Origin of the sequence: Clostridium ragsdalei P11 (genome assembly GCF_001675165.1) — a bacterium.
Lineage (GTDB): Bacteria > Bacillota > Clostridia > Clostridiales > Clostridiaceae > Clostridium_B > Clostridium_B ragsdalei.
Genome location: NZ_LROS01000008.1, coordinates 77,536 through 101,242 on the forward strand (window position 1 = coordinate 77,536; position 23,707 = coordinate 101,242).

The following is a 23,707-nucleotide window of genomic DNA, read 5'->3' on the forward strand; positions in this document are numbered from 1 at the left end:
AATATTATTTAAATGTACAAAGTATTCTTATCTGCATAATTAAAAAAAATGCTGCCACTACCAATGCAGTATATATAAACTTATAAAAAACCTTTTTATCATATTTAGAAAAAATATATGCGGCATAGTACATACAAAACAGAAGTCCCATATTCAAAAGTCCATATGTCATTTGTTTAAATGCAAACTGCTTTCCTGTTCCAAATTCTACAGCTATAAAATTGGGATTAAAGCTTAAAGGCATTCTATCTGGCAAGTTTCCATAAAGATACATGATTATAGGGTTTAATGTAAGCATTAGGACTGTAAGTGCTGCAATTATAAATGGTACAAGAAACTTGGGTTCTTTTCTTAATTCAATACCCTTATTTAATTTATTTTCCCACTGTAAATTTTCTATATGTCTTTCTTTTATTTTTAATTCAAATTCTTGAAAGTTTTCTGGTGATATTCCATAAGTTATATCATCTGTCTTTAAGTATATAACATTTTTAGTTGAAGTAACAAACATATATGTTCTACCTACTTTATGAATAAACGACCTTCCTATGGCAAATTTACTTTTTCCATATCCTGATAGCTTTACTCCTTTAATGTATCCATTAGATTTTTGATACATTCTTATATCTTTAAAAGGAATTTTTTCATTCTTAAATTTAAACATACTGGTTATATACAAATTTTCTTCATCTATAGAGTATTTTAAAGTTCCACAAATTATAATATAATAAATTTGGTATGCATTTATAGCTATAAATGCTAGTTTAAAAAGATTAAATATTTCGTAGGAATTTATAAAATTTATAAGAACTATCATAAATACATTGTATATAACTGTTATGCCTGCTATAGCCCATACTCCTACTCCTTTTGCAGATTTATAAGTAGTTTTCATATTTGCTCACCTTCTTTATTAAATATTATATCATAAACAGAGTCCTTGGCGTCAGATGGAGTTTTGACTCCACCTGATGCTTAGGAATCGTTATCCAGGGACGTAGCTGCTCGCAACGTAAACTTGGAGAAAAGCGACTATCACAGAGTGCGTTGGAGTATTAGAGCAGGTAGTCATCGGATAAAGTTATATTCTGCTCCTATTTGAAAGTTTGCAAATTAGTTTTTCAGACAAGTAAAAGCACCTTGGAAGGGGTGCCTTAATCTAAATAATCTTTTAATTTTTTACTTCTACTTGGATGCCTTAGCTTTCTAAGAGCCTTGGCCTCTATCTGCCTTATTCTCTCTCTAGTTACATTAAACTCTTTTCCAACTTCTTCTAGAGTTCTAGCTCTTCCGTCATCTAGCCCAAACCTAAGTCTTAAAACTTTTTCTTCCCTTGGAGTTAAGGTATCCAATACATTTATAAGCTGTTCCTTAAGCATTGTAAAAGCTGCGGCCTCTGCAGGTGCTGGCGCCTCATCATCTGGTATAAAGTCTCCAAGGTGACTGTCTTCCTCTTCTCCAATAGGGGTTTCAAGAGATACAGGTTCCTGTGCTATTTTCATAATCTCTCTTACTTTATCTACAGGCATCTCCATTATTTGCGCTACTTCTTCTGGATGAGGTTCTCTTCCAAGTTCTTGAAGTAACTGTCTTGAAACTCTTACAAGTTTATTTATGGTTTCTACCATGTGAACAGGTATTCTTATTGTTCTTGCCTGATCTGCTATTGCCCTTGTAATTGCCTGCCTTATCCACCATGTAGCATAGGTACTAAATTTATATCCCTTTCTGTAGTCAAACTTTTCTACTGCCTTTATAAGTCCAAGATTCCCTTCTTGAATTAAATCTAAGAAAAGCATTCCTCTACCTACATATCTTTTAGCTATGCTAACTACTAACCTCAAATTAGCTTCTGCTAACTTTTTCTTTGCAACTATGTCTCCCTCTTCTATTCTTTTTGCAAGAGATATTTCTTCTTCTGGTAAAAGCAGCGGAACTTTTCCTATTTCTTTTAAATACATTCTTACAGGATCATCTATTGCAATTCCATCAGGAACCGATAAATCTAAGGTTTTCTCATTTGATTCTGTTCCATGTTCATCGCCAGTTACTTCTATTCCCATGGATTCAAGAGCTTCATATATTTTTTCTATTTGCTCGGGACTTAAGTCCACCTCTTCTAATTCGTCCATTATTTCTTTATAAGTTAAGGTGCCATTTTTTTTACCTTTTTCTATGATTTTTTTAACTAACTGTAGTTTTGCACTCTTACTTTTCATTTTATTGCCTCCTTTTACCATTACTGCATTTCACCAATCCTTTTTTGTATTTTAATTAATTCTTGTGCCAGTTTTAGAGATTCATTCAAATTTCCCTGAGCTTCACATTCTTTTATTTTATTTATAATGTGTTCCTTGGATTTTTCCAATCTATGTCTTTTTATTTTATCTATATAATTATCTATCATATCTTTATAATTGCTGCTGTCATATCCGATTTTAGTTTCCATAATGTTAACCCACTCTTTAGAGGTATCTACGTCATGGCAATTTAACTCTATAATTTTTTTTCTTTTTTCTATATCATATTTCACATTTTCCACTATATAACTATATATTTTTTTATGACTTTCTAATATAATATTATCAATTTCTATTTTATCTAACGCATATTTAAACACTTCTTCATTTTCTAAAATAAGTTTTAAAAGAGCTCTCTCAGCCTTTACATATGCTGGCTCTAAATATAATTTTTGTCCAAAACCATCATCTATATTCACTTTTTCATTTTTTTTTACATTTTTTTGAATATTATCATTCAACATATCATATAGTACTTGATCCCTTATTCCCGTTTCTTCCGATATCTTTTTTATGTATATTTCTCTTTCTATAGGATCTAATTGAGACAATATTTTTAGTGCTTTTTCTACATATTTTATAGTATCTTCAGAATCATTAAAATTCATGTTATTTTTTATACTTTGAATTCTATACTCTATAAGTGGAAGAGCTTTATCTACAAGTTCTAAAAAAGCATCTTTTCCATTATTTCTAATAAATTCATCAGGATCTTTTCCTTGTGGCACTACTAAAACCCTTACTTCCAATCCTACACTTTTTAGTATATCTAGGCCTCTAACCGTAGCTATTTGACCTGCTGCATCTGCATCATAAGATATTATAACTTTATCAACATACCTAGCCATAAGTTTTGCCTGATTTATAGTAAGAGCTGTACCTAGAGAAGCCACTGCATTAGTTATACCATATTGATGAAGAGATATACAGTCCATGTATCCTTCCACAATTATAAACATTCTAGAAGTATTATTTTTTATGGCAAAATTTAATCCATAGAGATTAATACCTTTTTTAAATAGATGAGTTTCTGGAGAATTTAAATACTTTGGTTTAGAATCATCTAATACTCTACCTCCAAATCCTATTACTTTTCCTCTAAAATCAAATACGGGAAAAATTATTCTGTTTCTAAATCTGTCATAGTAATTTCCCTTTTTACCTTTAATTATAAGTCCATCTGATAGCATATCCAGTTCAGTAAATCCTTTTTTCTTTAAGAAAATCAACATATCATTCCAACTATCAACAGAATATCCGATACCAAATTTGTTCATGGTTTTTTCTGTTATTCCTCTATTTAACATGTAGGATTTAGCTATTTTATTTTTATTTAAACAATTATAAAAATATCTGGCAGCTTCTATGTTTAGTCTATAAAGTTTTTCATAAGTATTTTTTCTATTACTGTTTCCATTACCGGTTTCATCCAGATCTATATTTGCTCGATCAGCTAAAATCTTCAATGCTTCGGGAAAAGTTAACTTTTTCAGTTTCATAACAAACGTTATTACATTTCCTGCCTCACCACAACCGAAACATTTATATATTTGCTTATCCACAGATACACTAAAAGATGGGGTCTTTTCTTGATGAAAAGGACATAATCCTAAATAATTTCTACCTGCCCTTTTTAGCTTTACACTTTCAGATATGATATCTACTATATCACTTGCATCTTTTATTTTTTGAATGACATCTTCCGATATCACTAACGAATCCCCACCTATCTTAAATTATTATGTTCAAGAATAAATATATTCGACATAAATTACTATATTCCTTCTTCAAAAATAAATATTTTTTTTCTCAAATAAGGAATATACTATATATATTCTTTACAAAAATTAAATATCCTTCAATAAAAAAAATTTTTAATTTTAAAACTGCATAATTTTACTTATAAATATATAATATATAATATAATTCTGTAACTTTACTGTAAATGCTATATATTTATTCCTATTTTACCCACATACTAGTAAAAATTATTCTTCTCTATATGAGAAATTTGTTACATTTTATTTTCTGAAACTTCTTTTTTTAAGAATAATGTATATTATAAAAGGTACCTTAATATTATTATAGAGGAACAACTTTTGAGGAGTTTTTGTATGGATTTGTTATCTGAAAAAACTGTAAAAAAATATGTACTTCCCTATTACAATATGAATGATGCATCTATAGATAGAATCAAATTTAAAAATACAGATAAGCAGAGGGCAGTATATAAAATAAGTCATCTAAATGAAAATTACTGTTTAAAGAAAGTATATTTCGATGAAGCAAATTTACTTTTTGTATATTCTGCCATAGAGTGGTTTTTTAGAAATAACATTAGAGTTCCTAGAATATTACCTACAATTTATGGAGGTCGATATGTAAAATATAACGACATGCTTTTTATGCTTACTCCCTGGATAACGGGTACTAAATGTAATTACAACATTAAAGATCATCTTTTAGTGTCCATCTCTAATTTAGCAAAAATGCATAAAGTAAGCAAAAACTTCACCCCCATTAAAGGTAGTATTGAAAGGATTAATTTTGAAAAAACATATATATCCTTTGAAAAACATTTTAAGCAACTGTTAAACTGCTCAAATTTAGCAGCTAAATATAAAGATAAATTCTCACAATTATTTCTACAATATTTTGAAATCAACCTTATATTGGCACAAATGTCCTCTAGAATATCTTCTTCTATAAACTATGATAATTTAAATACCTGCCTATGCCATCTAGATTATGTAAATAAAAATATAATATTTGATGATAACAATAAAATTTGGATAATAGATTTTGATAAATGCAGCATAGACTATTGTGCTCATGATATCTCCTATTTCTTAAGAAGATTTCTAAAGCGAAATTCTACTAATTGGCAGCTAGATATAACATTAGAATGTTTAAATTTATACGAAAAAACTTTTCCGTTAACATTAGATGATTATAAATATATAATATCTTATTTAGCTTTTCCTCAAAAATTTTGGAAAATATCTAGAGATTATTATAAAAACATATCAAAATGTAATCATAATTCTTTTTACTATTTACTAAAAAAGTGTTCTAATAATATTGATCAGCTTAAATTTATTATAAGTTTGGGGAAATACGTAGAAAAAAAGTTTCATACTATTATTATTTAATAGTATGAAATTTTATATTCAGTTTAATCAACTATTTATTCACTACAAATTTGATGCAACCTCATAAGCATCCCAAATAGCATACATGATGTTTGAAACCTTCCTGGCATCGCCTAAAAGTCGTATATCAGGTATTTCATATTTAAGGGAATTATAAAGTTCTTTATTGGAATTATATCCTATGGCAAAAACTATTGAATCTGCTTCAATCTCCCGCTTACCACTACCCTCTGTATTTACAAGAACACCTTTATCCGTAGTTTTTACAGCCTTTGACGAAGTTAGAACATCAATATGGTTGTATGGAATAAGAGCCAAAAGCATTCCCATGTTAGCAAAACAGCTTGGACCATTTAAAGCGAGCAAACTATCCATAGCCTCAACAATAGTAACTTTTTTACCAATTTTTTTTAGATAAAGAGCTGTTTCACAACCAACAAGGCCCCCACCTAAAACTACAACTTTATCACCTATTTGCTTCCTGCCACAAAGTACATCTGCAGCAGCAAATACTTTGCTGTTATCTCCTAGGTTAAAAATCTTAGGTTTTGAGCCTGTAGCAATTATTACTACATCTACACTACTATTTCTGACGACTTCTGGTGTAACCTTAGTATTAAGTTTTATTTCCACACCCAAATCTTTTAAAGTATTTTCATACCATGCAATAAGTGCTCTGTCATCTTCTTTAAAGTCAGGAACTCCACCTGGAATTAAGTTTCCTCCAAGTCTTCCCGTTTCTTCATAAATTACTGGTTCATGCCCACGAAGTTTAAGAACTCTCGCTGCTTCACAACCTGCTACGCCCCCACCTACTATCAACACTTTTTTTGGTTTAAGTGCTGGAGTAAGAAAATTAATACCTTCTCGGCAAGCTTCAGGATTAACAGCACAGTTAAGGGATCCATTTTTTACCATACGTCCTAGACATCCTTCATGGCATGAAAGGCATGGTCGTATCAACGCAGTTTTACCCAAATGCAACTTATTTACATAATCAGGATCTGCAAGAAGAGGTCTTCCAAGTCCTATCATATCACAAGCACCTTCATCTAAAGCAGAAAGTGCAAGATCAGGATTGTCCATACGTCCTGCACATATTATTGGGACATCAACTGCTTGTTTCATCATTTTTGCATAAGGAATATATAATCCCTTCTTTTGGTACATAGGTGGATGATTCCACCACCATGCATCATAGCATCCAACATCTACATCCAATGCATCATAACCATATTGTACAAGCAGCTTTGCTCCTTGAATACCTTCGTCAACATCTCTTCCTTTTTCCTCAAATTCTTCACCCGGCAGTCCTCCCTCTCGCCAGTTTTTTATAAAACTCTTAGGACTGTAACGCAGTATAACAGGAAAATCATTACCACAACATTTCTTTATTTCTTCAACAACTTCACGAGCAAAACGCAGACGATTTTCGATGCATCCACCGTACTCATCAGTACGATGATTAAAAAATGAAATGGCAAACTGATCCAGCAGATAACCTTCATGTACAGCATGAATCTGTATACCGTCAAAACCGGCACGTTTTGCATTTACTGCTCCTTCACCAAACATTTTAACAATATGATGTATTTCGTCTTTAGTTATTTCTCTGCAGGTTACATCAACCCATCGATTGGGAATAGGAGAAGGTGCTATTGGTGGTACATTTTCATTTAATGGTGGAGCCACTCTCCCAAATCCTGCACTCATTTGAAGAAAAACCTTTGAATCATAGGCATGAATACGTTCGGTCATTTCACTAGCTGTTCTTATAAAGTGAATTGAATTATATGTAGAACAAGGTACACCAGGCATTTCATGTTTTTCTACTTCGTTTTCAACAAATGTTACACCTGTAATAATGAGACCAGTGCCTCCGCTAGCACGTTTTACATAATAATCTACGCCACGCTGATTAAATCCACCCTCGGCATCACCAAGTCCTTGTGGGCCCATAGGTGCCATGGCAAAACGATTTCTAATTTCAACGTTTCCAATTTTAACAGGTTCAAATAATTTTTTATATTTATAAACCATACATAAACCTCCTTGTTAAATTAATATATTTCACTTACTTACCTAAGGCCCTAAATCTTTTGGCCTTGTAAAAGCTATTACTAGAAATATGAGTTTTTCAATAAAAACATGGCATTGTACTTAAAATCAATGGTGAAATTAAGTTACAATGCCATAGTACAGATAGCTTCAAATTGCCCTTTTATAAGGTTTTTTAAGCTATTACTATACTTTTAATTACTTTCTTGGATTCTTTATTTGAGCTTGAGCTGCAGCAAGTCTTGCCACAGGTACCCTAAATGGTGAACAAGATACATAGTCAAGTCCTACATTGTGGAAAAATTCTACAGAAGATGGATCCCCTCCATGTTCTCCACATATTCCAAGATGAATGTCAGGTCTAGTCTTTTTACCTAATTTTACAGCAGTCTCTACAAGTTTTCCTACTCCAATCTGATCTAACTTTTGGAATGGATCAAACTCATATACTTTTTTATCATAATAATCATTTAAAAATTTACCTGCATCATCTCTTGAAAATCCAAAAGTCATTTGAGTTAAATCATTAGTTCCAAATGAGAAGAACTCAGCTTCTTTTGCTATTTCATCAGCTGTAATAGCCGCTCTTGGAATTTCTATCATAGTTCCTACTTCATATTTTAAATTGACTCCCTCTTTTTGTATTATTTCATCTGCTACCTTTACAACTACATCTTTAACATATTTTAATTCTTTTACTTCTCCTACAAGAGGTATCATAATTTCTGGAACTATATCATACCCTTTTCTCTTCTTAACATCTATAGCTGCTTCTATAATAGCCCTTGTTTGCATTTCAGCTATTTCTGGATATGAAACAGTAAGCCTGCATCCTCTATGTCCCATCATAGGATTAAATTCATGTAGAGAATCTATAGTATCTTTCAATTCTTGAAAACTTACTCCCACTTCCTTTGCTAAAGCCTCTATATCCTCAGTTTCAGTAGGTAAGAATTCATGAAGTGGTGGATCCAAAAATCTAATTGTGACAGGTTTTCCTTCCATTGCCTCATATATTCCAATAAAATCTTTCTTTTGTCTTGGTAGCAATTTATCTAAAGCTTTTCTTCTCTGCTCTTCCGTTTTTGAAACTATCATTTCTCTCATTTCTGGTATTCTATCTTCATCGAAGAACATATGCTCTGTTCTACAAAGTCCTATTCCTTCGGCACCAAAACTAATAGCCTGGTTTGCATCTCTTGGTGTATCTGCATTGGTTCTAACTCCTAATTTTCTTATATTATCAGCCCATCCCATGAAGATTCCAAAATCTCCCGATATTTCTGGTGCTACAGTCTTTATAGGCTCTCCATAAACATTTCCAGTACTTCCATCTAAAGATATGTAATCTCCTTCTTTATAAACCTTATCTAATCTTTTGAAAAGCTTTTCCTTTTCACTTACTATAAGATCACCACATCCAGCTACACAGCATGTTCCCATACCTCTTGCTACAACAGCTGCATGAGATGTCATACCTCCTCTAACTGTAAGTATTCCTTCAGAAGCTGCCATTCCTTCTATATCTTCTGGGGAAGTCTCTAACCTTACAAGTATTACCTTTTCACCTTGATCATGATGTTTCTTAGCATCATCTGCTGTAAAATATATCTTACCACAAGCTGCTCCTGGTGATGCAGGAAGTCCATTTGCTATTACAGCTGCCCGTTTCAATTCATCACTGTCAAAGTTTGGATGCAATAGTGTGTCAAGCTGTTTAGGCTCAACTTTAAGTATGGCCTCTTCTTTAGTGATGAGACCTTCATCTACCATATTTACTGCTATTCTAAGTGCAGCCTGAGCTGTTCTCTTACCGTTTCTCGTCTGAAGGAAATATAATTTCCCCTGCTCTATAGTAAACTCCATATCCTGCATATCTTTATAATGATTTTCGAGTTTATTCGCTATACTCATAAATTGAGAATAACATTTTGGAAGGTCTTCTTTTAGCTTTGTTATAGGTTGAGGTGTTCTTATCCCTGCAACTACATCCTCTCCTTGAGCGTTTATGAGATATTCACCAAATATGGACTTTTCCCCTGTAGATGGGTTTCTAGTAAATGCAACTCCTGTTCCTGAAGTCTCTCCCATATTTCCAAATACCATTGATTGAACATTTACTGCAGTTCCCCAATCACCTGATATATCGTTTAACCTTCTGTAAATTATTGCTCTAGGGTTTTCCCAAGATCTAAACACTGCAGTAACTGACTGAATTAACTGTTCCTTAGGATCTTGAGGAAAGTCTTCCTTTACTTCTTTTTTGTAAATATCTTTAAATTTCTGGATTATATCCTTTAAATCGGATTCATCTAAATCTGTATCGTATTTTACTCCTTTAGCATTTTTTACGTCATCCAGCACATCTTCAAATTCTCTCTTTTCAATTCCCATAACTACATCTGAAAACATTTGAATAAATCTTCTATAAGAATCATACGCAAATCTTTCATTTCCTGTTAGCTTTTTAAGTCCTATTACAGTATCATCATTTAATCCCAAATTTAATATAGTATCCATCATTCCTGGCATAGAAACTCTGGCTCCTGACCTTACTGAAACTAACAGTGGATTCTCTATACTTCCAAACTTTTTTCCTGTTGTCTCTTCCACATTTTTAAGTGCATCATAAATTTGATCTATAACTTGCTGTGATATGGATTTACCATCTTCATAATATTTGGTACATGCCTCTGTGGATATAGTAAATCCACCAGGAACGGGTATGCCAAGATTGGTCATTTCTGCAAGATTAGCTCCCTTGCCTCCAAGTAAATTTCTCATGCCAGCATTTCCTTCATTGAAAAGATAAACGTACTTCTTACCATTCATACAAACATCTCCCTTATAAAGTTTTTAACATTTTTGTATATTAACAGGATTTACCTGAATAATCGGTTTATTTACTTTCTCCTATCTTTACAAAAAGTCTTGTTATGTTGGTTTTGGATACTTTCCCTATAATTTTAAATGTTTCGTTTTTAGATTTATCATAAGATTTTTCTACTACTGGAAGACTATCTACTTCATGCTCCATTATTTTTTGAGCTGCTAAATATGCGGGATCATCCTTCTGCACACATACTATATTGGGCATTCTTGTCATTATTACACCTACAGGTATTTTATGCATATCTGTACTGCCCATAGCTATTTTTATAAAATCTTTTCTAGAAACAGCTCCTATCAAAACACCATTGTTTTCTATAAACAAAGTTCCCACATCATTTAAAAACAAGTATAATATTGCATCATATACAGTAGTATTTTCATCTACCATTACTGGTTTTGACATTATATCTTTTACTTTTATTTCCATTATATAATCATATAATAAACTGTAAGAAGGTTTTTGAGAATATATATATCCAACCTTTGGTTTTGCCTCTAATATGCCTGTCATTGTAAGTATGGCTAAATCAGGTCTTAAAGCTGCCCTCGTAACACTCAATTTGGACGCAAGCTGTTCACTTGTTATTGGTGCATGTTCTTTTACTAATTCTATTATTTTTTCTTGCCTTGGTGATAATTTTATGATGTCCACCCTCTCTCTTCATAGTAAACCAATCAATTGTAAAAATATTTACTAAGAGGAATCTACAGTCCATAACTGTATTCTTAAAGCTATTATACCACATATATACAAATTAATAATATACTCTTCTTTGTTTTATTCAAAATTGTCAATATATTTTAAATTGTATATGAGTTGCACCTAAAATATCTTTCAAATACAACTTAATAATAAAATTTATTGCTTATCACTACTTTTTTCATCATTTTCTCCATATCCTTTTTCATCCTCATCAATGTCATCAAATTTTACAGTATACTTGTATGAGTTTTTATCTTCATCATCATTTTTATTAGAAAATTTATCTTTTACAGAAGACGCTGCATTAAAAACTTTATCTTTTACATCACTTACAGTGCTCTTTACTCCACTTTTTATTATCTTATCTACTACTTCTACACTTCCATCATCTTTTATTATCTCTATGCTCAGTTTTGTAAACACAGCAGTCAATATGCCTATAGCTATAAGTGGCGGCCATACAAGTGCTGTTAATGTAGCTGCAATACCTGCATTTACTGGAATATCAAGTACAGTTCTATCCTCTCTTCTTATTTTTATCCTAGTTACATTTCCCTTTCTAACCAAATCTTTTAACCAATCAAGAAATTCGTCCTTTGTAGTATACATACTATCCTTAGTTGATTTTTCAGTTTCTTCTATATATATAAGTGCATCAACCACATTTCCTTCACAATTTTCTAAAGCTTCCTTTGCTTCGGCATAAGTTACTCCAGTTCTCTCTCTTATAATATCAATTTTTTCTAATGTTATTTCGCTCATAATTTTCTCTCCTTTTCAATTTTTATTTTTTTCAAAACTTTGAAGGCAATTCAAAACGTCTAAACTTTTAGGTTTTCTAAAATAGTTTTGAGAAATAATTAATGTCAAAATTTTATATAGTTCTTTTTTTACATCTTCTGATAATATAACCTTATACACATTTTCTAAAGGAATTTTAGACAAATATTTGAGGGCACTTGAAGTAGCATATTTTATAGGTATACCATTTACCTTTTCACATTCACTGCAAACACCGCCCAAATACTGAAGATTTAAATAATCAAAAGATGTAATTTTCTTTCTACATAGAGCACACTGATCAAAATTAAGACCATATCCTGTAATCTGTAAAATTTTTAGTTCAAATGCTCTGGCTAAAGTTTCTACATCAACTCCATGACTTCTTATAAGATAAAAAGAAGTAACCAGATATCTAAATAATTCACTGCTAGTTTCACCGTCATTCATTGCTATATCCGTAAGTTCACAAAAATAAGAAGCATAGGTTAAATCATTTAAATCATTTAATAAATCTTGAAATGAATCTATTAAACTACTTTCATTTATTACATACAAGTTCTTACCTTTATAGACTACGTAATCTCCATAACAAAACTGAAGTGTAGTAGAAAATAGAGAGTTTTTACTACTTTTTGATCCTCTAGCTATAGTTGCTATCTTGCCTAATTTTTCAGTAAAAAGCCACACCAATTTATCTGACTCTTTTATATCTTGAGTTTTAATTATGACAGCTCTAGTTTTGAATATGTTCAGAAAATCATCCCCCACTACAGTTCTAATTATATTATGTCCTTATTTTAAAATAAATTCCCATACTATTTATATCCTAATTCTTTTAACAATCTATCACTATCTCTCCATTCTTTCTTAACTTTAACCCATACCTTTAAATAGACCCTTGTATCTAAAAATTTTTCAATATCTTTCCTTGCATAAGTTGAAATTTTCTTCAACATAGCACCATTTTTACCTATAATTATACCCTTATGAGAATCTTTTTCACAGAGTAATGTAGCTTCTATATTGTAAATTTCCTTCGAGTCTTTTTTCATTGAGTCTATCTCTACTGCTATTCCATGTGGAACTTCTTTTGAGAGAAGCCTGAGTGCCTTTTCCCTAATTATCTCGGATACTATAAATTTTTCCTGTTTATCCGTAATCATATCATCCGGGTAATACTTAGGCCCTTCGGGTATATACTTTACCATAAGATCTATTAATTCTTCCACATTCTTTCTCTTTAATGCAGATATAGGTATTACCTCCACAAAATTAAATATAGCTGAATAATTTTTTAAAGTTTCTGCCACTCTATGTTCTGGATTTTCATCTATTTTATTTAAAACTAAAAACACAGGTACATTGCATTTTTTAAGTTCTTCTAAAATATATAAATCTCCTTTGCCTGGCTCTAATTCAGGAGTAGTTAAAAAAAGCACCAAATCTACATCTTTGATGGAATCTTCAGCAGCTTTAACCATATAGTCCCCCAGCTTATGTTTTGGCTTATGTATACCTGGTGTGTCTACAAAAACCAACTGAAAATCATCCTCTGTTAGAATAGTCTGTATACTGTTTCTAGTAGTCTGCGGTCTACAAGATACAATAGACAACTTTTCCCCCATTATATTATTCAAAAGCGTTGATTTTCCCACATTAGGTCTTCCTATTATTGTAATAAATCCTGATTTAAACATAAATTTTCTCCTTATTTTCTAAATCTTTTTTGCAAAAGTTTCTACTAAAATTTTTTCTATATTCTTATCATGCAAATTTTCATATGTCTTAAATAGTATACTTTCCATATTTCTGATGAAAATTCTAAAATTACTTGTCTACATAATTCATATTATTCCCCTAAAAAACATATAAATATAATATTTAAATTCTCCTTTTAGCTAAATACTCTAAAAAGGAATACAGTTATCAAAACACCAAATGCTCCTCCACAAACTACTTCTATGACTGAATGAGTATCTGAATCCACCCTGCTTTGCGCCACTATAAATGCCAAAAGGTAGCTCAATATTACCACTGCTAATTGCTCTGATATAAGCGCTATAGTAGTAGCTATAGAAAAAGCTATGGCACTATGACCACTTGGCATTCCTCCTTTTAATGGAGTTCCTTCACCAAAAATTGCCTTTATAATTATTGTAGTTATAAATACAATTGCAAGTATTATAAATATTACATAAGGATTTGTACTTTTTACCTTTCTCATGACTATAAAATTAATATACTTTAGTTTATCCCAAAATATTATATATCCTACCACAACAGCATTTACAGCAGCAACTAGCACTCCACCAGCAGCCACATTTTTAGCAATTTTAGCAAGTGGATGATAGTAGTTTATAGTGGCATCTATAGCAGATTCTACAGCAGTATTAAAAAGTTCCGCAATAATAACAATACTTATCGTTATTATTACGGCTAATATCTCCATTTTACTTAAATCATAAATAAAGCATATAACTAATACTAAAAGAGCTGCTATCATATGTATTTTCATATTTCTCTGAGTTCTTACAGAATATATTATACCTTCAATAGCATAGTTAAAACTATCCAATAGCTTTTTAACCTTCATCTCTATTCCCCATTTTATGTAATTTTAACTTATATACATTATTACAGTTTGAATCCGCTTAAAATTTCCTCTTCCCTCTGCCTCATGATTTTTTTATCACTTTCTTCCATATGATCATACCCTAAAAGGTGAAGTACTGAATGTACTGTTAAATAACAAGCTTCTCTTAAAAATGAATGCCCAAATTCCTGAGCCTGTTCCTCTGCTCTTTCAAGAGAAAGTGCTATATCACCTAATACTAAATTTCCCTCATCCATATCGCTTTCTTCAAATTCATGATTTACATATACCTGTTTAAATACAGTGCCTTCTGGATACTCTAACATTGGAAAAGATAATACATCAGTTACCTTATCTATGTTTCTATTCTCCATATTTATATTTTTTATCTCTTCATTATCTATAAAAATAACACTTATTTCACAGGGAATATTTACATTCTCTTCTTTTAGAGCACATTGTATTACACCTTTTATATTTTCTTCTAGCTCCTGTGTTACTTCTATTTTATTTTGTCTATTATCTATAAAAATCATTTGCGTTCCTCCCAATTTAGTATGTAAAAGTTCTACTTTAAGTAGAACTTTTTAATTGATTGATAGATTTTTGAGAAAATTTAGGTATTTGAAAGAAAATAACAAGTCAAAGATGCGACGAATATTTTTTATCAAACAAGGAGGCAGGTTCCGCAGATAGTAAATCCTATCTAAGGGTTCTGCCGACGCAGTATGATAGAAAATAGGCTAGCATACTGACTAGTTATTTCTTTGAAAATGTCTTATCCTCCGGGTATTCTATTCTATGGTGATATATTCCTTGTAAAGCTTTTATAAATGCAACTTTTATTTTGCCTATATCTTTTAAAGTAAGCTCACAATTATTAAGCTGTCCTTCATCTAATCTGTCTTTAATTATGTTATTTACCATTTCCTTAATTTTATCCTCAGTTGGGTCATTTATTGATCTTACAGCAGCTTCTACACCATCTGCTAACATTATTATACCTGATTCCTTTGTCTCAGGTATTGGCCCTGGGTATCTAAAATCATCCTCTTTCACATCCTCTGGTTTTTCACTTGAATTTTTCATAGTAACATAAAAATATTTTACAAGAGACGTGCCGTGATGCTGCTGTATAGCATCTATTATTATTTCAGGAAGCTTATACTCCCTAGCCATTTCAATTCCGTCTTTAACATGGGATATTATTATTAAAGCACTTAAGCTAGGAGTTAACTTACTATGAGGATTATCTTTTCCCAATTGATTTTCTTTGAAAAAATAAGGTCTTCTTATTTTACCTATATCATGATAATAAGCCGCTACTCTGGCCAAAAGTGGATTTCCACCTACTTCTTCTGCTGCTACTTCTGCTAAATTTCCAACTAGTAGACTATGATGATAACTTCCCGGTGCCTCCATGAGCAATCTCTTTAGAAGTGGATTATTAGGATTAGATAGTTCTAAAAGTTTTATAGTTGTAACTATATTAAATACTCCTTCAAAAAGAGGCAAAAAACCTATAACTAAAATTCCAGAAATTATAGTTGAAATTCCAATATATACTGCCTTTTCAACTACATCTGCCATATTATCACTGATTAAAAATCCCATTGAAAAAGTAAGTATAACATTTATTACTGTCATATATAAACATGAAAATAATATATCCATTCTCTGCTGCATTTTTTTAAGAATAATAGCCCCTAATACAGCATTCACCACAGCTAGCACTGTTATGTCCAAGCTAAATTGTACAGCCACACTTATTAAAACACAATTAATAGTACTTATTACTAACGAAACTTTTTTTCCAACAAGAAGTGATACTATCATAGGTACAAATGTAAGTGGTATTAAGAAAGTAGAAATTATGCCAATGGTTCTAGCCATCAATATAGCTAGTAAACTCAGTATATTAACCATTATAAGCATTTTTAAGTCATTATATATTTTAGGACAATATATGAAAAAATATGTCCATTCCAATACCAATACTAAAAGAATCAGTACACCTAATGAAATATAAATGTGCCATTGAAAATGTGAACTATTATTTAGAAGTCCTAAGTCTCTTAATACTTCTATTTGATATTTTGTTACAGGTTCGCCTTCTTTTACTATAATTTGATCCTTTTTTATTATAACTGGTGAGACTTTTTTTACAGCTTCTTTTCTAAGTTCTTCTGTCTTATCTTTATCATAAAAGAAATTTGGTGAAATTTGAGAATATCCCATTTTAGTAGCTATATCCTTTAAGTTTTTTGACAAACTATTAGAAGTACTAACTTTCAACAATATAATTTCCTGAGCCTTTTTTATATCTTCTCTATTATCCCTTTGTGTATTGTCGCTTATATTATTGTTATCATACATATCTGAGAGAGATTTTTGCAAAAAATCCTGAAGCTGTTTTAATTCATCTTTATTCAACTTTATTATATCCTGATAATCATCATCTGCTAATCCTATATTATCTTCACTTTTTAATTTTTGTATTTTATCCTTTTCTTCCAATTGTGAACTATTTACCTGATCTATTTTAGAAAAAAAACTATTTAATTTACTGATAACTCCAGTTTTCACTTCAGGTTTTTTATTGTATTGAATTGGTACAGAATCCTCTGCCTGTCGAATGCGCGTTTCTGTGGATAATTCATCCTTAACTTCCCTTGGTGCTTTTATATCGACTTTGGCAATATCTCCTTCCTTCAAGTTATATTTTTTTGTCGTTAGTCCAGTTACAAGTAGTGAATAAATAAATATAAAACTTATCATAAAAACAATTATTTTATTAACTTTTTCTTGTAAAAAAACCTTTTTTAATGATAGTTTTTTCAATTAAGCTCACCCTTTATTCTTCATTTTATACGTAATCTCTTTATATAATCTTTAGTTATATTTTGCCCCTAATTTGTAATTGTATCTGGAATGGCTATATTTTCTTCTGCTGTAACTTGTACTTTAACCTTACAAGGATCCTGACCTTCATAAGTAACCACCTTATTTACAATTTTTATAGATTTATCCAAATTGCAAGATATATTATTGTAAAGTTTTTCTCCAGTGTCTTGTACTATTTTTTGAAGATTTCCTTTTACTGTGACTTGTTTAACTTCAAAATAAGTCTCTTTCCCAAAGATGAATTTACTTTCCTCTATTTTATCATATTTATTAAATTTATTATTATCTTTTTTTAGATACTGTTTCTTTCCCCTGAAATTAATATAATAGTTTTCTATTTTCTTGCCTGTTCTCTCATTTTTTATATTATTTACTTTTACAGTTTCAGATGCCTCATAGGTAGTCGTGCATATAATATATCCTGCAGCATGAACACTATAGGTTGATCCTTCCACTCCTTGTTCACCTTTTACAAGTAGCTGTCCCTTTTTTACATCATCCCCTAGTTTTACAACAACAGTTCCTTTAGTGGTATATGCCCTTACAACTTTTCCGTCCCTTTTGGCTATTAAATTACAAGGAGTATTTTCTTCCACTATATTAGGAGGTGATTTTCTCTGAACTACACTTACATTTAATTCAGAACCCTGTATTCTCACCTTGGCCCACATTATATTGTCATTATCCCTTACTAAATCTTTTTCTATTTTATATACATTTATTTTATCTTTGTTAATACCTGGCTTTACGCCATAGGATTTAAGCTGCTGTCTTATTATATAAGGTGGCAATCCTTCTTCAGAATTTATTTTTACACTCCATATAAAAGTAGATAAATAATATATTGTTCCTATAAATAAAATTATTCCGGATACTAAAGTTATTTTTCTCTTAAGCTTAATTATAAAAAATATAGGACCCCTTCTATTTATTATCTTTATTCTAGTTCCAGTTCTCCTTGCTATATCCTCTATCTTATCATAATCTCTTAAATTTATCTCCATAGTCATAGTTGTAATACTTTTCTTTTTAATATTTTTTATGTAGATATTATTTTTCCACATAACGTTAATAAATTTTTCAGGTATAAGGGATTGTATTTCCAATAAAATTATTCCGCTTCTATAGTTTTTAAAACTAAATTTACTTGTTTCCTTCATAGACTATAGACGTAAATCTTCCTCCTATAGTTATAGTGCTTCCTCCCATAAAAAGCACTTCAAACCTACTTCCATATATGGATATCAATCCTATACCTGAATTAACTTTTATTTGACTTTCATCAAATGTTATAATACCTCTATGATTTTCAATTATTATTTCATTATCTCCTGTAATTTTGATCTGGGGCATATTTAAGATTATATCTCCGGGCAAATCCAGTTTATGTGCAATATTCCGTTTTGCATTGTATATCTTGTCTCCCATAGTATCACCTCTAAGAATTTATATATATTAGCTTACTCCTAATAATTTATGAAATATGTATATAATAAATTACAGAAAGTTCCTAAGTTTATTAGATATATATAATTACAATCTTTGAGGCATACCGGAAGTAAAAAAAGGTTGAGATACAATCTCAACCTTTTACTTATTTAATTTAAATGTTCTTTTACTATTTGACTTACAAGTTTGCCATCTGCTCTGCCCCTAGTTTTAGGCATAACAATTGCCATAACCTTTTTCATATCTTTAATACTTTCTGCACCCACTTCATTAACTGCATTCCGAATAATTTCGGAAATTTCCTCTTTACTTAACTGCTGAGGAAGGTATTCCAACAAGATATCTATTTCAGATTTTGCTTTTTCAACTAGATCCTGCCTTTTCCCTTTTTCAAATTCAAGTATAGATTCGCGCCTCTCTTTGACTTCTTTTGCTATTATATCTATAATTTTCTCATCATCAAGTTTTTTTCCATCAGTTTTTTCTACCAACAAAACAGCCGCTTTAGCCATACTTATAGTGTTTGCTTTAAATTTGTCTCCAGATTTTAAAGCATTCTTCCAGTCTTCTTGCAATCTTTCTTTAAGAGACATTACCAGTTAATACCCTCTTTCAAAGAATTCTATTTAAATTTTCTCTTTCTTGCAGCTTCTGATTTTTTCTTTCTCTTTACACTTGGTTTTTCATAGTGTTCTCTTTTTCTAACTTCTGAAAGAACACCAGCTCTAGCACATTTTCTCTTAAATCTTCTCAATGCACTTTCTATAGTTTCATTTTCTCCAACTTTTATTTCTGACATATTATCTCCCTCCCTCCGCTAGCTCAATTCAATTTAAAAAATCAAATACAGTTAACATGGGTCAAATAGCACATAGCCATTATACAATAAACCTTTCGATACTGTCAACAATTTCATAACTCTTAAATTGTTCTAAATTTTAGCCCGGAGGCCATGCAAACGATCTACCACCTAATAAATGAAAATGAACATGATGTACTGTCTGTCCTGCCTCTTCTCCACAGTTAGTTACAATTCTATATCCTTTTTCATCTATACCAAGTTTAGCTGCAATCTGTTTTGCAACTAAATATACATGAGCAATTATTTTAGAATCATCTTCGGTAAGATCATTTATACTTCCTATATGTTTTTTAGGTATTATAAGTACATGTACCGGTGCAGCTGGTTCTATATCTTTAAAACTTAGTACCATATCATCTTCATATATTTTTTCAGATGGAATTTCACCTTTTATTATCTTGCAAAAAATACAGTCTTCCATAAATTTCACCTCCCTTAACAGTATAATATTCAATAATTAATGATAAAATCCTGCTAAAGTCAAATAAATTTTTTCAACTTTCCTTCTATATATCCATCTTTTGTACTTTCAAGTTGTGTACACAAGATTTTGCCTTCCAAATCTAAAGCTTTTTCGCACCTTGTTACTACCTTTATATAATTTGGCGTATATCCTTCGAAATATGTTCCATCATTGTCAATTTCTTGTTCATAGAGTACATCCATATTATATCCCAAAAATTTATTCATAAACTTCTTTTCTAATTTTTTATCTAACTCCAATATCTTACTGCTTCTTTCATCCTTAATTTTACCATCTACCTGTCCGGGCATATCTGCAGCTTTAGTCCCACTTCTCCTGCTGTATTTAAATACATGCATCTTGGAAAGAGCTATTCTATTTAAGAAATCGTAAGTTTTATTAAATTCTTCTTCTGTTTCCCCAGGGAACCCAACTATGATATCTGTAGTTATAGATGCATTTTCTATGGCACTCCTTATTTCATATACTATTTTTTCATATTCTGAAGTGGTATATCTCCTGTTCATTCTCTTTAAGGTTTCATCGCATCCACTTTGAAGTGAAAGATGAAAATGAGGACATAACTTTTCTAATTTTGACATTTTCTCTATAACGCCTTCTGTAAAAAATTGAGGATCTATAGATCCAATTCTAACTCTATCGATGCCTTTTACTTTATCTATTTCCTGCAATATTCTTAAAAGATTCCAGTCTCCGTCTATATCTGTACCATAAGATGCAATATGTATACCTGAAAGTATAATCTCTTTAAAATTATTATGAGATAATTTCTCTACTTCCTCAATTATTTTATCTGGAGATTTACTGCACACAGCTCCCCTGGCAAAAGGTATTGCACAATAAGAGCAAAATCTATTACACCCATCTTGAATTTTTAAAAAAGCTCTCGTTCTCTTTTGGTATTCGTCTATTTTTAAGTCTTCAAATGTTTTATTTTTCAATACGTCATTTACTCTGACTATTTTTTTTCCTTCATAAGATACCCTACTTACCCAATATACTACGTCTCCCTTATTTCTAGTTCCTAGGACTACATCTACCCCTTCTATTTCTGATACCTTGTCTGGTGCAATTTGAGAATAACACCCTACTACAGCAATTACAGCGCTATTATTTTTTTTCCTAGCTCTATGTATCATCTGCCTAGATTTTTTATCTCCCATATTGGTTACAGTACAAGTATTTACCACATACACATCTGCATAATCCTCAAAGTTTACAATATCATATCCTTCTTGTATAAATTTTTCAGCCATAGCTTCAGTTTCATACTGATTTACCCTGCATCCTAAAGTAGACATACCTACTTTTTTATTTCTTCCATAAGCATTAAAGAATTCTTTGTTATCAAGGGTTAAATCAAATTTTTTTTCATTAATTGAATTCACCTAGTAAAGACCTCCTAAATCTCCTAATTCATACATGATAAGTGATATGCATACAAAACCTGCCGTTTCAGTTCTAAGTATTCTTGGCCCTAATGTAACTATATGAGAGTTTATATTTTTAAGTTCATCTATTTCTTGTTCTTCAAATCCACCTTCAGGTCCTATCACAATAGCTATTTTCTCTAGATTACTTTTATCTTCTATAGAATTTACTATTTTTTTTACACCTGCATTACTTTCATTTTCATAGGGAACTACTATAAGGTCCATACATTCCCCTTCACTCAAAAGTTCTTTGAAACTAATTGGAACATTTACCTTAGGAATTATGCTTCTCTTACACTGCTTACAAGCTTCCTTAGCAATTTTATTCCATCTATCTACCTTTTTAAATTCTCCTGAATCATTTTTTACAACAACTCTACTTGTAACAACAGGCGTAATTTCATAAACTCCAAGTTCAACAGCCTTCTGTACTATCAAATCCATTTTACCGGACTTAGGTAACCCTTGAAAAAGATAAATTTTAATATTGCTTTCATTATATAGCGTAAGTTCTTCTATAATATTTACAACAACTTCATCTTTATCTATTTTCTCTATAGCACCTAAAAATTCTTTTCCATTACAGTTATTTATGTTTATCTTGTCTCCACATTTAAGTCTAAGTACTTTTCGTATATGTTTTACATCTTCGCCCCTAATATAGGCTATATTAAAATTTATATCTTCCTGAGGCACAAAAAATTTATTCATAACATACCACCTATTTCACTGATGCTACTATGCACACCCATTCTCCATCTTCATTTATTTCTTCTATTTTAAATCCTGTTTTATTTAATTTATCAACTACCTCTTCTTTTCTCTCTAATATTATACCGGAGCATATAAAAACTCCTCCTGGAAGCATAAAATTCTTAACTCCATCAGCTAAAAAAATTATAACATCTGCAATTATATTGGCAATTACAATATTCGCCTTGCCTTTAACTACATCCATAAGATCTCCGTGAAGTATATTTACATTTTTAATATTATTATATCCAACATTTGTTGATGCAGACTTTACAGCTACAGGATCCAAATCAACTCCTGTAACCTCTTTTGCTCCAAGTTTTGAAGAAGTTATTGCTAATATACCTGAACCAGTTCCTATATCAAATACAGTATATTCAGGTTTAATATATTTTTCTAACGCCTTTATGCACATTTTTGTAGTTTCATGAGTGCCAGTACCAAAAGCCATACCTGGATCAAGTTCTACTATTATATCATCTTTTTCTGCTTCATAATTCTCCCATATTGGTTTTACTACTATATTTTTCCCAACTTTATAAGGCTTATAATACTCTTTCCACTTATTCTCCCAGTCTTCTTCATTTACTTTAGATACCGTAATTAAACCTTTTCCTTTATCTATGCCAAAATTTTCTAAGTTGTTTATACTATCTTTTATGTATTTTAAATATCCATTTAAGTTATTATCTTGCTTATAATATCCTTTTACTACTGCTGTTCCATCTTTTATTTTAAGCAAGCTTTCATCAAAATAATCCCAATCTTCTGGATGTTTTTTCTTAAATTCTACATCCTGAGAATCTTCTATAGATACACCTTTAACTTCAGTATTGTAAAGTATTCCTGAAACTGCCTCTACTGCCTCGCTGCTAGTAGTAATTGAGACTTCTATCCATTCTTTGTCCATAGGTTTCCTCCTATACAAAATTTTATCTGATGGCTACCTACTGTTATCTCCCACTTCTATCAAAGTGGGAGATAACAGTAGCTACGCCCCTAGATAACTCATCTAAACTTAGTGGGAGAAACAAAACTCTAAAGAGAAATCGATTCATTTTAAATCAAAGATTTAAGTTCTCTGCTTTTCCCACTAAGTAAGATTCATTGATACTATAGAGTTTCTAATTTGAAAGTTGACTTATATCACATTATATAATGACAAATTTCATCACGTTAAAGACTTTAATAAGTTTAAACTTCAATTGGAAATCCTATATAGGGTTTCTAACTAAAATATTAACTTATACAGAATAATTAAAATTCTTCTCCAAATACTAAATGTACGGAGAAAGGAGTTTTAATTATGGGAAGAAAATCATTTGAAATAGAATCACTGTA

The 23,707-nt window shown here is 30.9% G+C and carries 21 protein-coding genes; 1 reads left to right on the forward strand and 20 read right to left on the reverse strand.

The window, feature by feature from the left end:
* Positions 1 to 4: 4 nt before the first annotated feature.
* The 3 genes from CLRAG_RS03995 to dnaG form a co-directional block, all read right to left on the reverse strand.
* Complete coding sequence (locus tag CLRAG_RS03995; protein WP_065077200.1) at positions 5 to 895, reverse strand: PH domain-containing protein; 891 nt, start codon at positions 893 to 895, stop codon at positions 5 to 7.
* 259 nt (positions 896 to 1,154) lie between these two features.
* Entirely contained in the window at positions 1,155 to 2,240 is a 1,086-nt protein-coding gene (rpoD, locus tag CLRAG_RS04000) for an RNA polymerase sigma factor RpoD (protein ID WP_065077201.1), read from the reverse strand.
* The gene (dnaG, locus tag CLRAG_RS04005) at positions 2,240 to 4,012 is read right to left on the reverse strand and encodes a DNA primase (RefSeq protein WP_065077202.1); all 1,773 of its coding nucleotides are present in this window, start codon (positions 4,010 to 4,012) and stop codon (positions 2,240 to 2,242) included. Before dnaG ends, rpoD begins: the two co-directional genes overlap by 1 nt.
* A 402-nt stretch (positions 4,013 to 4,414) precedes the next feature.
* On the opposite strand from dnaG, the gene CLRAG_RS04010 reads away from it, so the two are divergent.
* Positions 4,415 to 5,452 carry a CotS family spore coat protein gene (locus tag CLRAG_RS04010; RefSeq protein ID WP_065077203.1) on the forward strand — a complete coding sequence of 346 codons (1,038 nt, stop codon included), beginning with the start codon at positions 4,415 to 4,417 and terminating at the stop codon, positions 5,450 to 5,452.
* 42 nt (positions 5,453 to 5,494) lie between these two features.
* Here the strand turns inward: CLRAG_RS04010 and CLRAG_RS04015 are convergent, their stop codons facing one another.
* The 17 genes from CLRAG_RS04015 to prmA form a co-directional block, all read right to left on the reverse strand.
* Positions 5,495 to 7,492 (reverse strand): oxidoreductase, encoded by a 1,998-nt coding sequence (locus CLRAG_RS04015; protein WP_065077204.1) that lies wholly within the window; start codon positions 7,490 to 7,492, stop codon positions 5,495 to 5,497.
* Positions 7,493 to 7,708: 216 nt separating this feature from the next.
* Positions 7,709 to 10,342: a pyruvate, phosphate dikinase gene (gene ppdK / locus CLRAG_RS04020; RefSeq protein WP_065077205.1), complete on the reverse strand. Its 2,634-nt coding sequence runs from the start codon at positions 10,340 to 10,342 to the stop codon at positions 7,709 to 7,711.
* A gap of 67 nt (positions 10,343 to 10,409) precedes the next feature.
* Positions 10,410 to 11,054: a transcriptional regulator CcpN gene (gene ccpN, locus CLRAG_RS04025; RefSeq protein WP_065077206.1), complete on the reverse strand. Its 645-nt coding sequence runs from the start codon at positions 11,052 to 11,054 to the stop codon at positions 10,410 to 10,412.
* 207 nt (positions 11,055 to 11,261) lie between these two features.
* A complete protein-coding gene (locus CLRAG_RS04030; RefSeq protein WP_065077207.1) occupies positions 11,262 to 11,867 on the reverse strand; it encodes a DUF4342 domain-containing protein in 606 nt (201 codons plus the stop codon).
* Between the two features lie 15 nt (positions 11,868 to 11,882).
* Positions 11,883 to 12,656 carry a DNA repair protein RecO gene (gene recO, locus CLRAG_RS04035; RefSeq protein WP_065077208.1) on the reverse strand — a complete coding sequence of 258 codons (774 nt, stop codon included), beginning with the start codon at positions 12,654 to 12,656 and terminating at the stop codon, positions 11,883 to 11,885.
* 47 nt (positions 12,657 to 12,703) lie between these two features.
* Positions 12,704 to 13,585 (reverse strand): GTPase Era, encoded by an 882-nt coding sequence (gene era, locus CLRAG_RS04040; RefSeq protein WP_065077209.1) that lies wholly within the window; start codon positions 13,583 to 13,585, stop codon positions 12,704 to 12,706.
* A gap of 197 nt (positions 13,586 to 13,782) precedes the next feature.
* A complete protein-coding gene (locus tag CLRAG_RS04045) occupies positions 13,783 to 14,481 on the reverse strand; it encodes a diacylglycerol kinase (protein WP_065077210.1) in 699 nt (232 codons plus the stop codon).
* Positions 14,482 to 14,522: 41 nt separating this feature from the next.
* Positions 14,523 to 15,017 carry an rRNA maturation RNase YbeY gene (gene ybeY, locus CLRAG_RS04050; protein WP_065077211.1) on the reverse strand — a complete coding sequence of 165 codons (495 nt, stop codon included), beginning with the start codon at positions 15,015 to 15,017 and terminating at the stop codon, positions 14,523 to 14,525.
* Between the two features lie 223 nt (positions 15,018 to 15,240).
* Positions 15,241 to 17,322 carry an HD family phosphohydrolase gene (locus CLRAG_RS04055; RefSeq protein WP_065077212.1) on the reverse strand — a complete coding sequence of 694 codons (2,082 nt, stop codon included), beginning with the start codon at positions 17,320 to 17,322 and terminating at the stop codon, positions 15,241 to 15,243.
* A 68-nt stretch (positions 17,323 to 17,390) separates the two neighbouring features.
* Complete coding sequence (yqfD, locus tag CLRAG_RS04060; RefSeq protein WP_065077213.1) at positions 17,391 to 18,545, reverse strand: sporulation protein YqfD; 1,155 nt, start codon at positions 18,543 to 18,545, stop codon at positions 17,391 to 17,393.
* Entirely contained in the window at positions 18,529 to 18,813 is a 285-nt protein-coding gene (gene yqfC, locus CLRAG_RS04065) for a sporulation protein YqfC (RefSeq protein WP_065077214.1), read from the reverse strand. The genes yqfD and yqfC overlap by 17 nt, the downstream gene beginning before the upstream one ends.
* A 170-nt stretch (positions 18,814 to 18,983) precedes the next feature.
* A complete protein-coding gene (locus CLRAG_RS04070; protein ID WP_013237470.1) occupies positions 18,984 to 19,427 on the reverse strand; it encodes a GatB/YqeY domain-containing protein in 444 nt (147 codons plus the stop codon).
* 29 nt (positions 19,428 to 19,456) lie between these two features.
* Positions 19,457 to 19,633: a 30S ribosomal protein S21 gene (rpsU, locus tag CLRAG_RS04075; protein ID WP_007061146.1), complete on the reverse strand. Its 177-nt coding sequence runs from the start codon at positions 19,631 to 19,633 to the stop codon at positions 19,457 to 19,459.
* 139 nt (positions 19,634 to 19,772) lie between these two features.
* On the reverse strand, positions 19,773 to 20,117 hold the full coding sequence (locus tag CLRAG_RS04080) for a histidine triad nucleotide-binding protein (RefSeq protein ID WP_065077215.1): 345 nt from the start codon (positions 20,115 to 20,117) through the stop codon (positions 19,773 to 19,775).
* Positions 20,118 to 20,176: 59 nt separating this feature from the next.
* Entirely contained in the window at positions 20,177 to 21,481 is a 1,305-nt protein-coding gene (gene mtaB / locus CLRAG_RS04085) for a tRNA (N(6)-L-threonylcarbamoyladenosine(37)-C(2))-methylthiotransferase MtaB (RefSeq protein ID WP_065077221.1), read from the reverse strand.
* Positions 21,482 to 21,568: 87 nt separating this feature from the next.
* On the reverse strand, positions 21,569 to 22,324 hold the full coding sequence (locus tag CLRAG_RS04090; RefSeq protein WP_065077216.1) for a 16S rRNA (uracil(1498)-N(3))-methyltransferase: 756 nt from the start codon (positions 22,322 to 22,324) through the stop codon (positions 21,569 to 21,571).
* Positions 22,325 to 22,334: 10 nt separating this feature from the next.
* The gene (gene prmA / locus CLRAG_RS04095; RefSeq protein WP_065077217.1) at positions 22,335 to 23,276 is read right to left on the reverse strand and encodes a 50S ribosomal protein L11 methyltransferase; all 942 of its coding nucleotides are present in this window, start codon (positions 23,274 to 23,276) and stop codon (positions 22,335 to 22,337) included.
* Positions 23,277 to 23,707: the final 431 nt, after the last annotated feature.

Bases quoted from the DNA above. Each gene is read 5' to 3' on its own strand.
- CLRAG_RS03995 (WP_065077200.1), bottom strand. From the start codon at position 895: ATGAAAACTACTTATAAATCTGCAAAAGGAGTAGGAGTATGGGCTATA.
- rpoD (WP_065077201.1), bottom strand. From the start codon at position 2,240: ATGGTAAAAGGAGGCAATAAAATGAAAAGTAAGAGTGCAAAACTACAG.
- CLRAG_RS04010 (WP_065077203.1), top strand. From the start codon at position 4,415: ATGGATTTGTTATCTGAAAAAACTGTAAAAAAATATGTACTTCCCTAT.
- CLRAG_RS04015 (WP_065077204.1), bottom strand. From the start codon at position 7,492: ATGGTTTATAAATATAAAAAATTATTTGAACCTGTTAAAATTGGAAAC.
- ppdK (WP_065077205.1), bottom strand. From the start codon at position 10,342: ATGAATGGTAAGAAGTACGTTTATCTTTTCAATGAAGGAAATGCTGGC.
- CLRAG_RS04030 (WP_065077207.1), bottom strand. From the start codon at position 11,867: ATGAGCGAAATAACATTAGAAAAAATTGATATTATAAGAGAGAGAACT.
- era (WP_065077209.1), bottom strand. From the start codon at position 13,585: ATGTTTAAATCAGGATTTATTACAATAATAGGAAGACCTAATGTGGGA.
- CLRAG_RS04045 (WP_065077210.1), bottom strand. From the start codon at position 14,481: ATGAAGGTTAAAAAGCTATTGGATAGTTTTAACTATGCTATTGAAGGT.
- ybeY (WP_065077211.1), bottom strand. From the start codon at position 15,017: ATGATTTTTATAGATAATAGACAAAATAAAATAGAAGTAACACAGGAG.
- yqfD (WP_065077213.1), bottom strand. From the start codon at position 18,545: ATGAAGGAAACAAGTAAATTTAGTTTTAAAAACTATAGAAGCGGAATA.
- yqfC (WP_065077214.1), bottom strand. From the start codon at position 18,813: ATGGGAGACAAGATATACAATGCAAAACGGAATATTGCACATAAACTG.
- CLRAG_RS04070 (WP_013237470.1), bottom strand. From the start codon at position 19,427: ATGTCTCTTAAAGAAAGATTGCAAGAAGACTGGAAGAATGCTTTAAAA.
- rpsU (WP_007061146.1), bottom strand. From the start codon at position 19,633: ATGTCAGAAATAAAAGTTGGAGAAAATGAAACTATAGAAAGTGCATTG.
- CLRAG_RS04080 (WP_065077215.1), bottom strand. From the start codon at position 20,117: ATGGAAGACTGTATTTTTTGCAAGATAATAAAAGGTGAAATTCCATCT.
- mtaB (WP_065077221.1), bottom strand. From the start codon at position 21,481: ATGTCTACTTTAGGATGCAGGGTAAATCAGTATGAAACTGAAGCTATG.
- CLRAG_RS04090 (WP_065077216.1), bottom strand. From the start codon at position 22,324: ATGAATAAATTTTTTGTGCCTCAGGAAGATATAAATTTTAATATAGCC.
- prmA (WP_065077217.1), bottom strand. From the start codon at position 23,276: ATGGACAAAGAATGGATAGAAGTCTCAATTACTACTAGCAGCGAGGCA.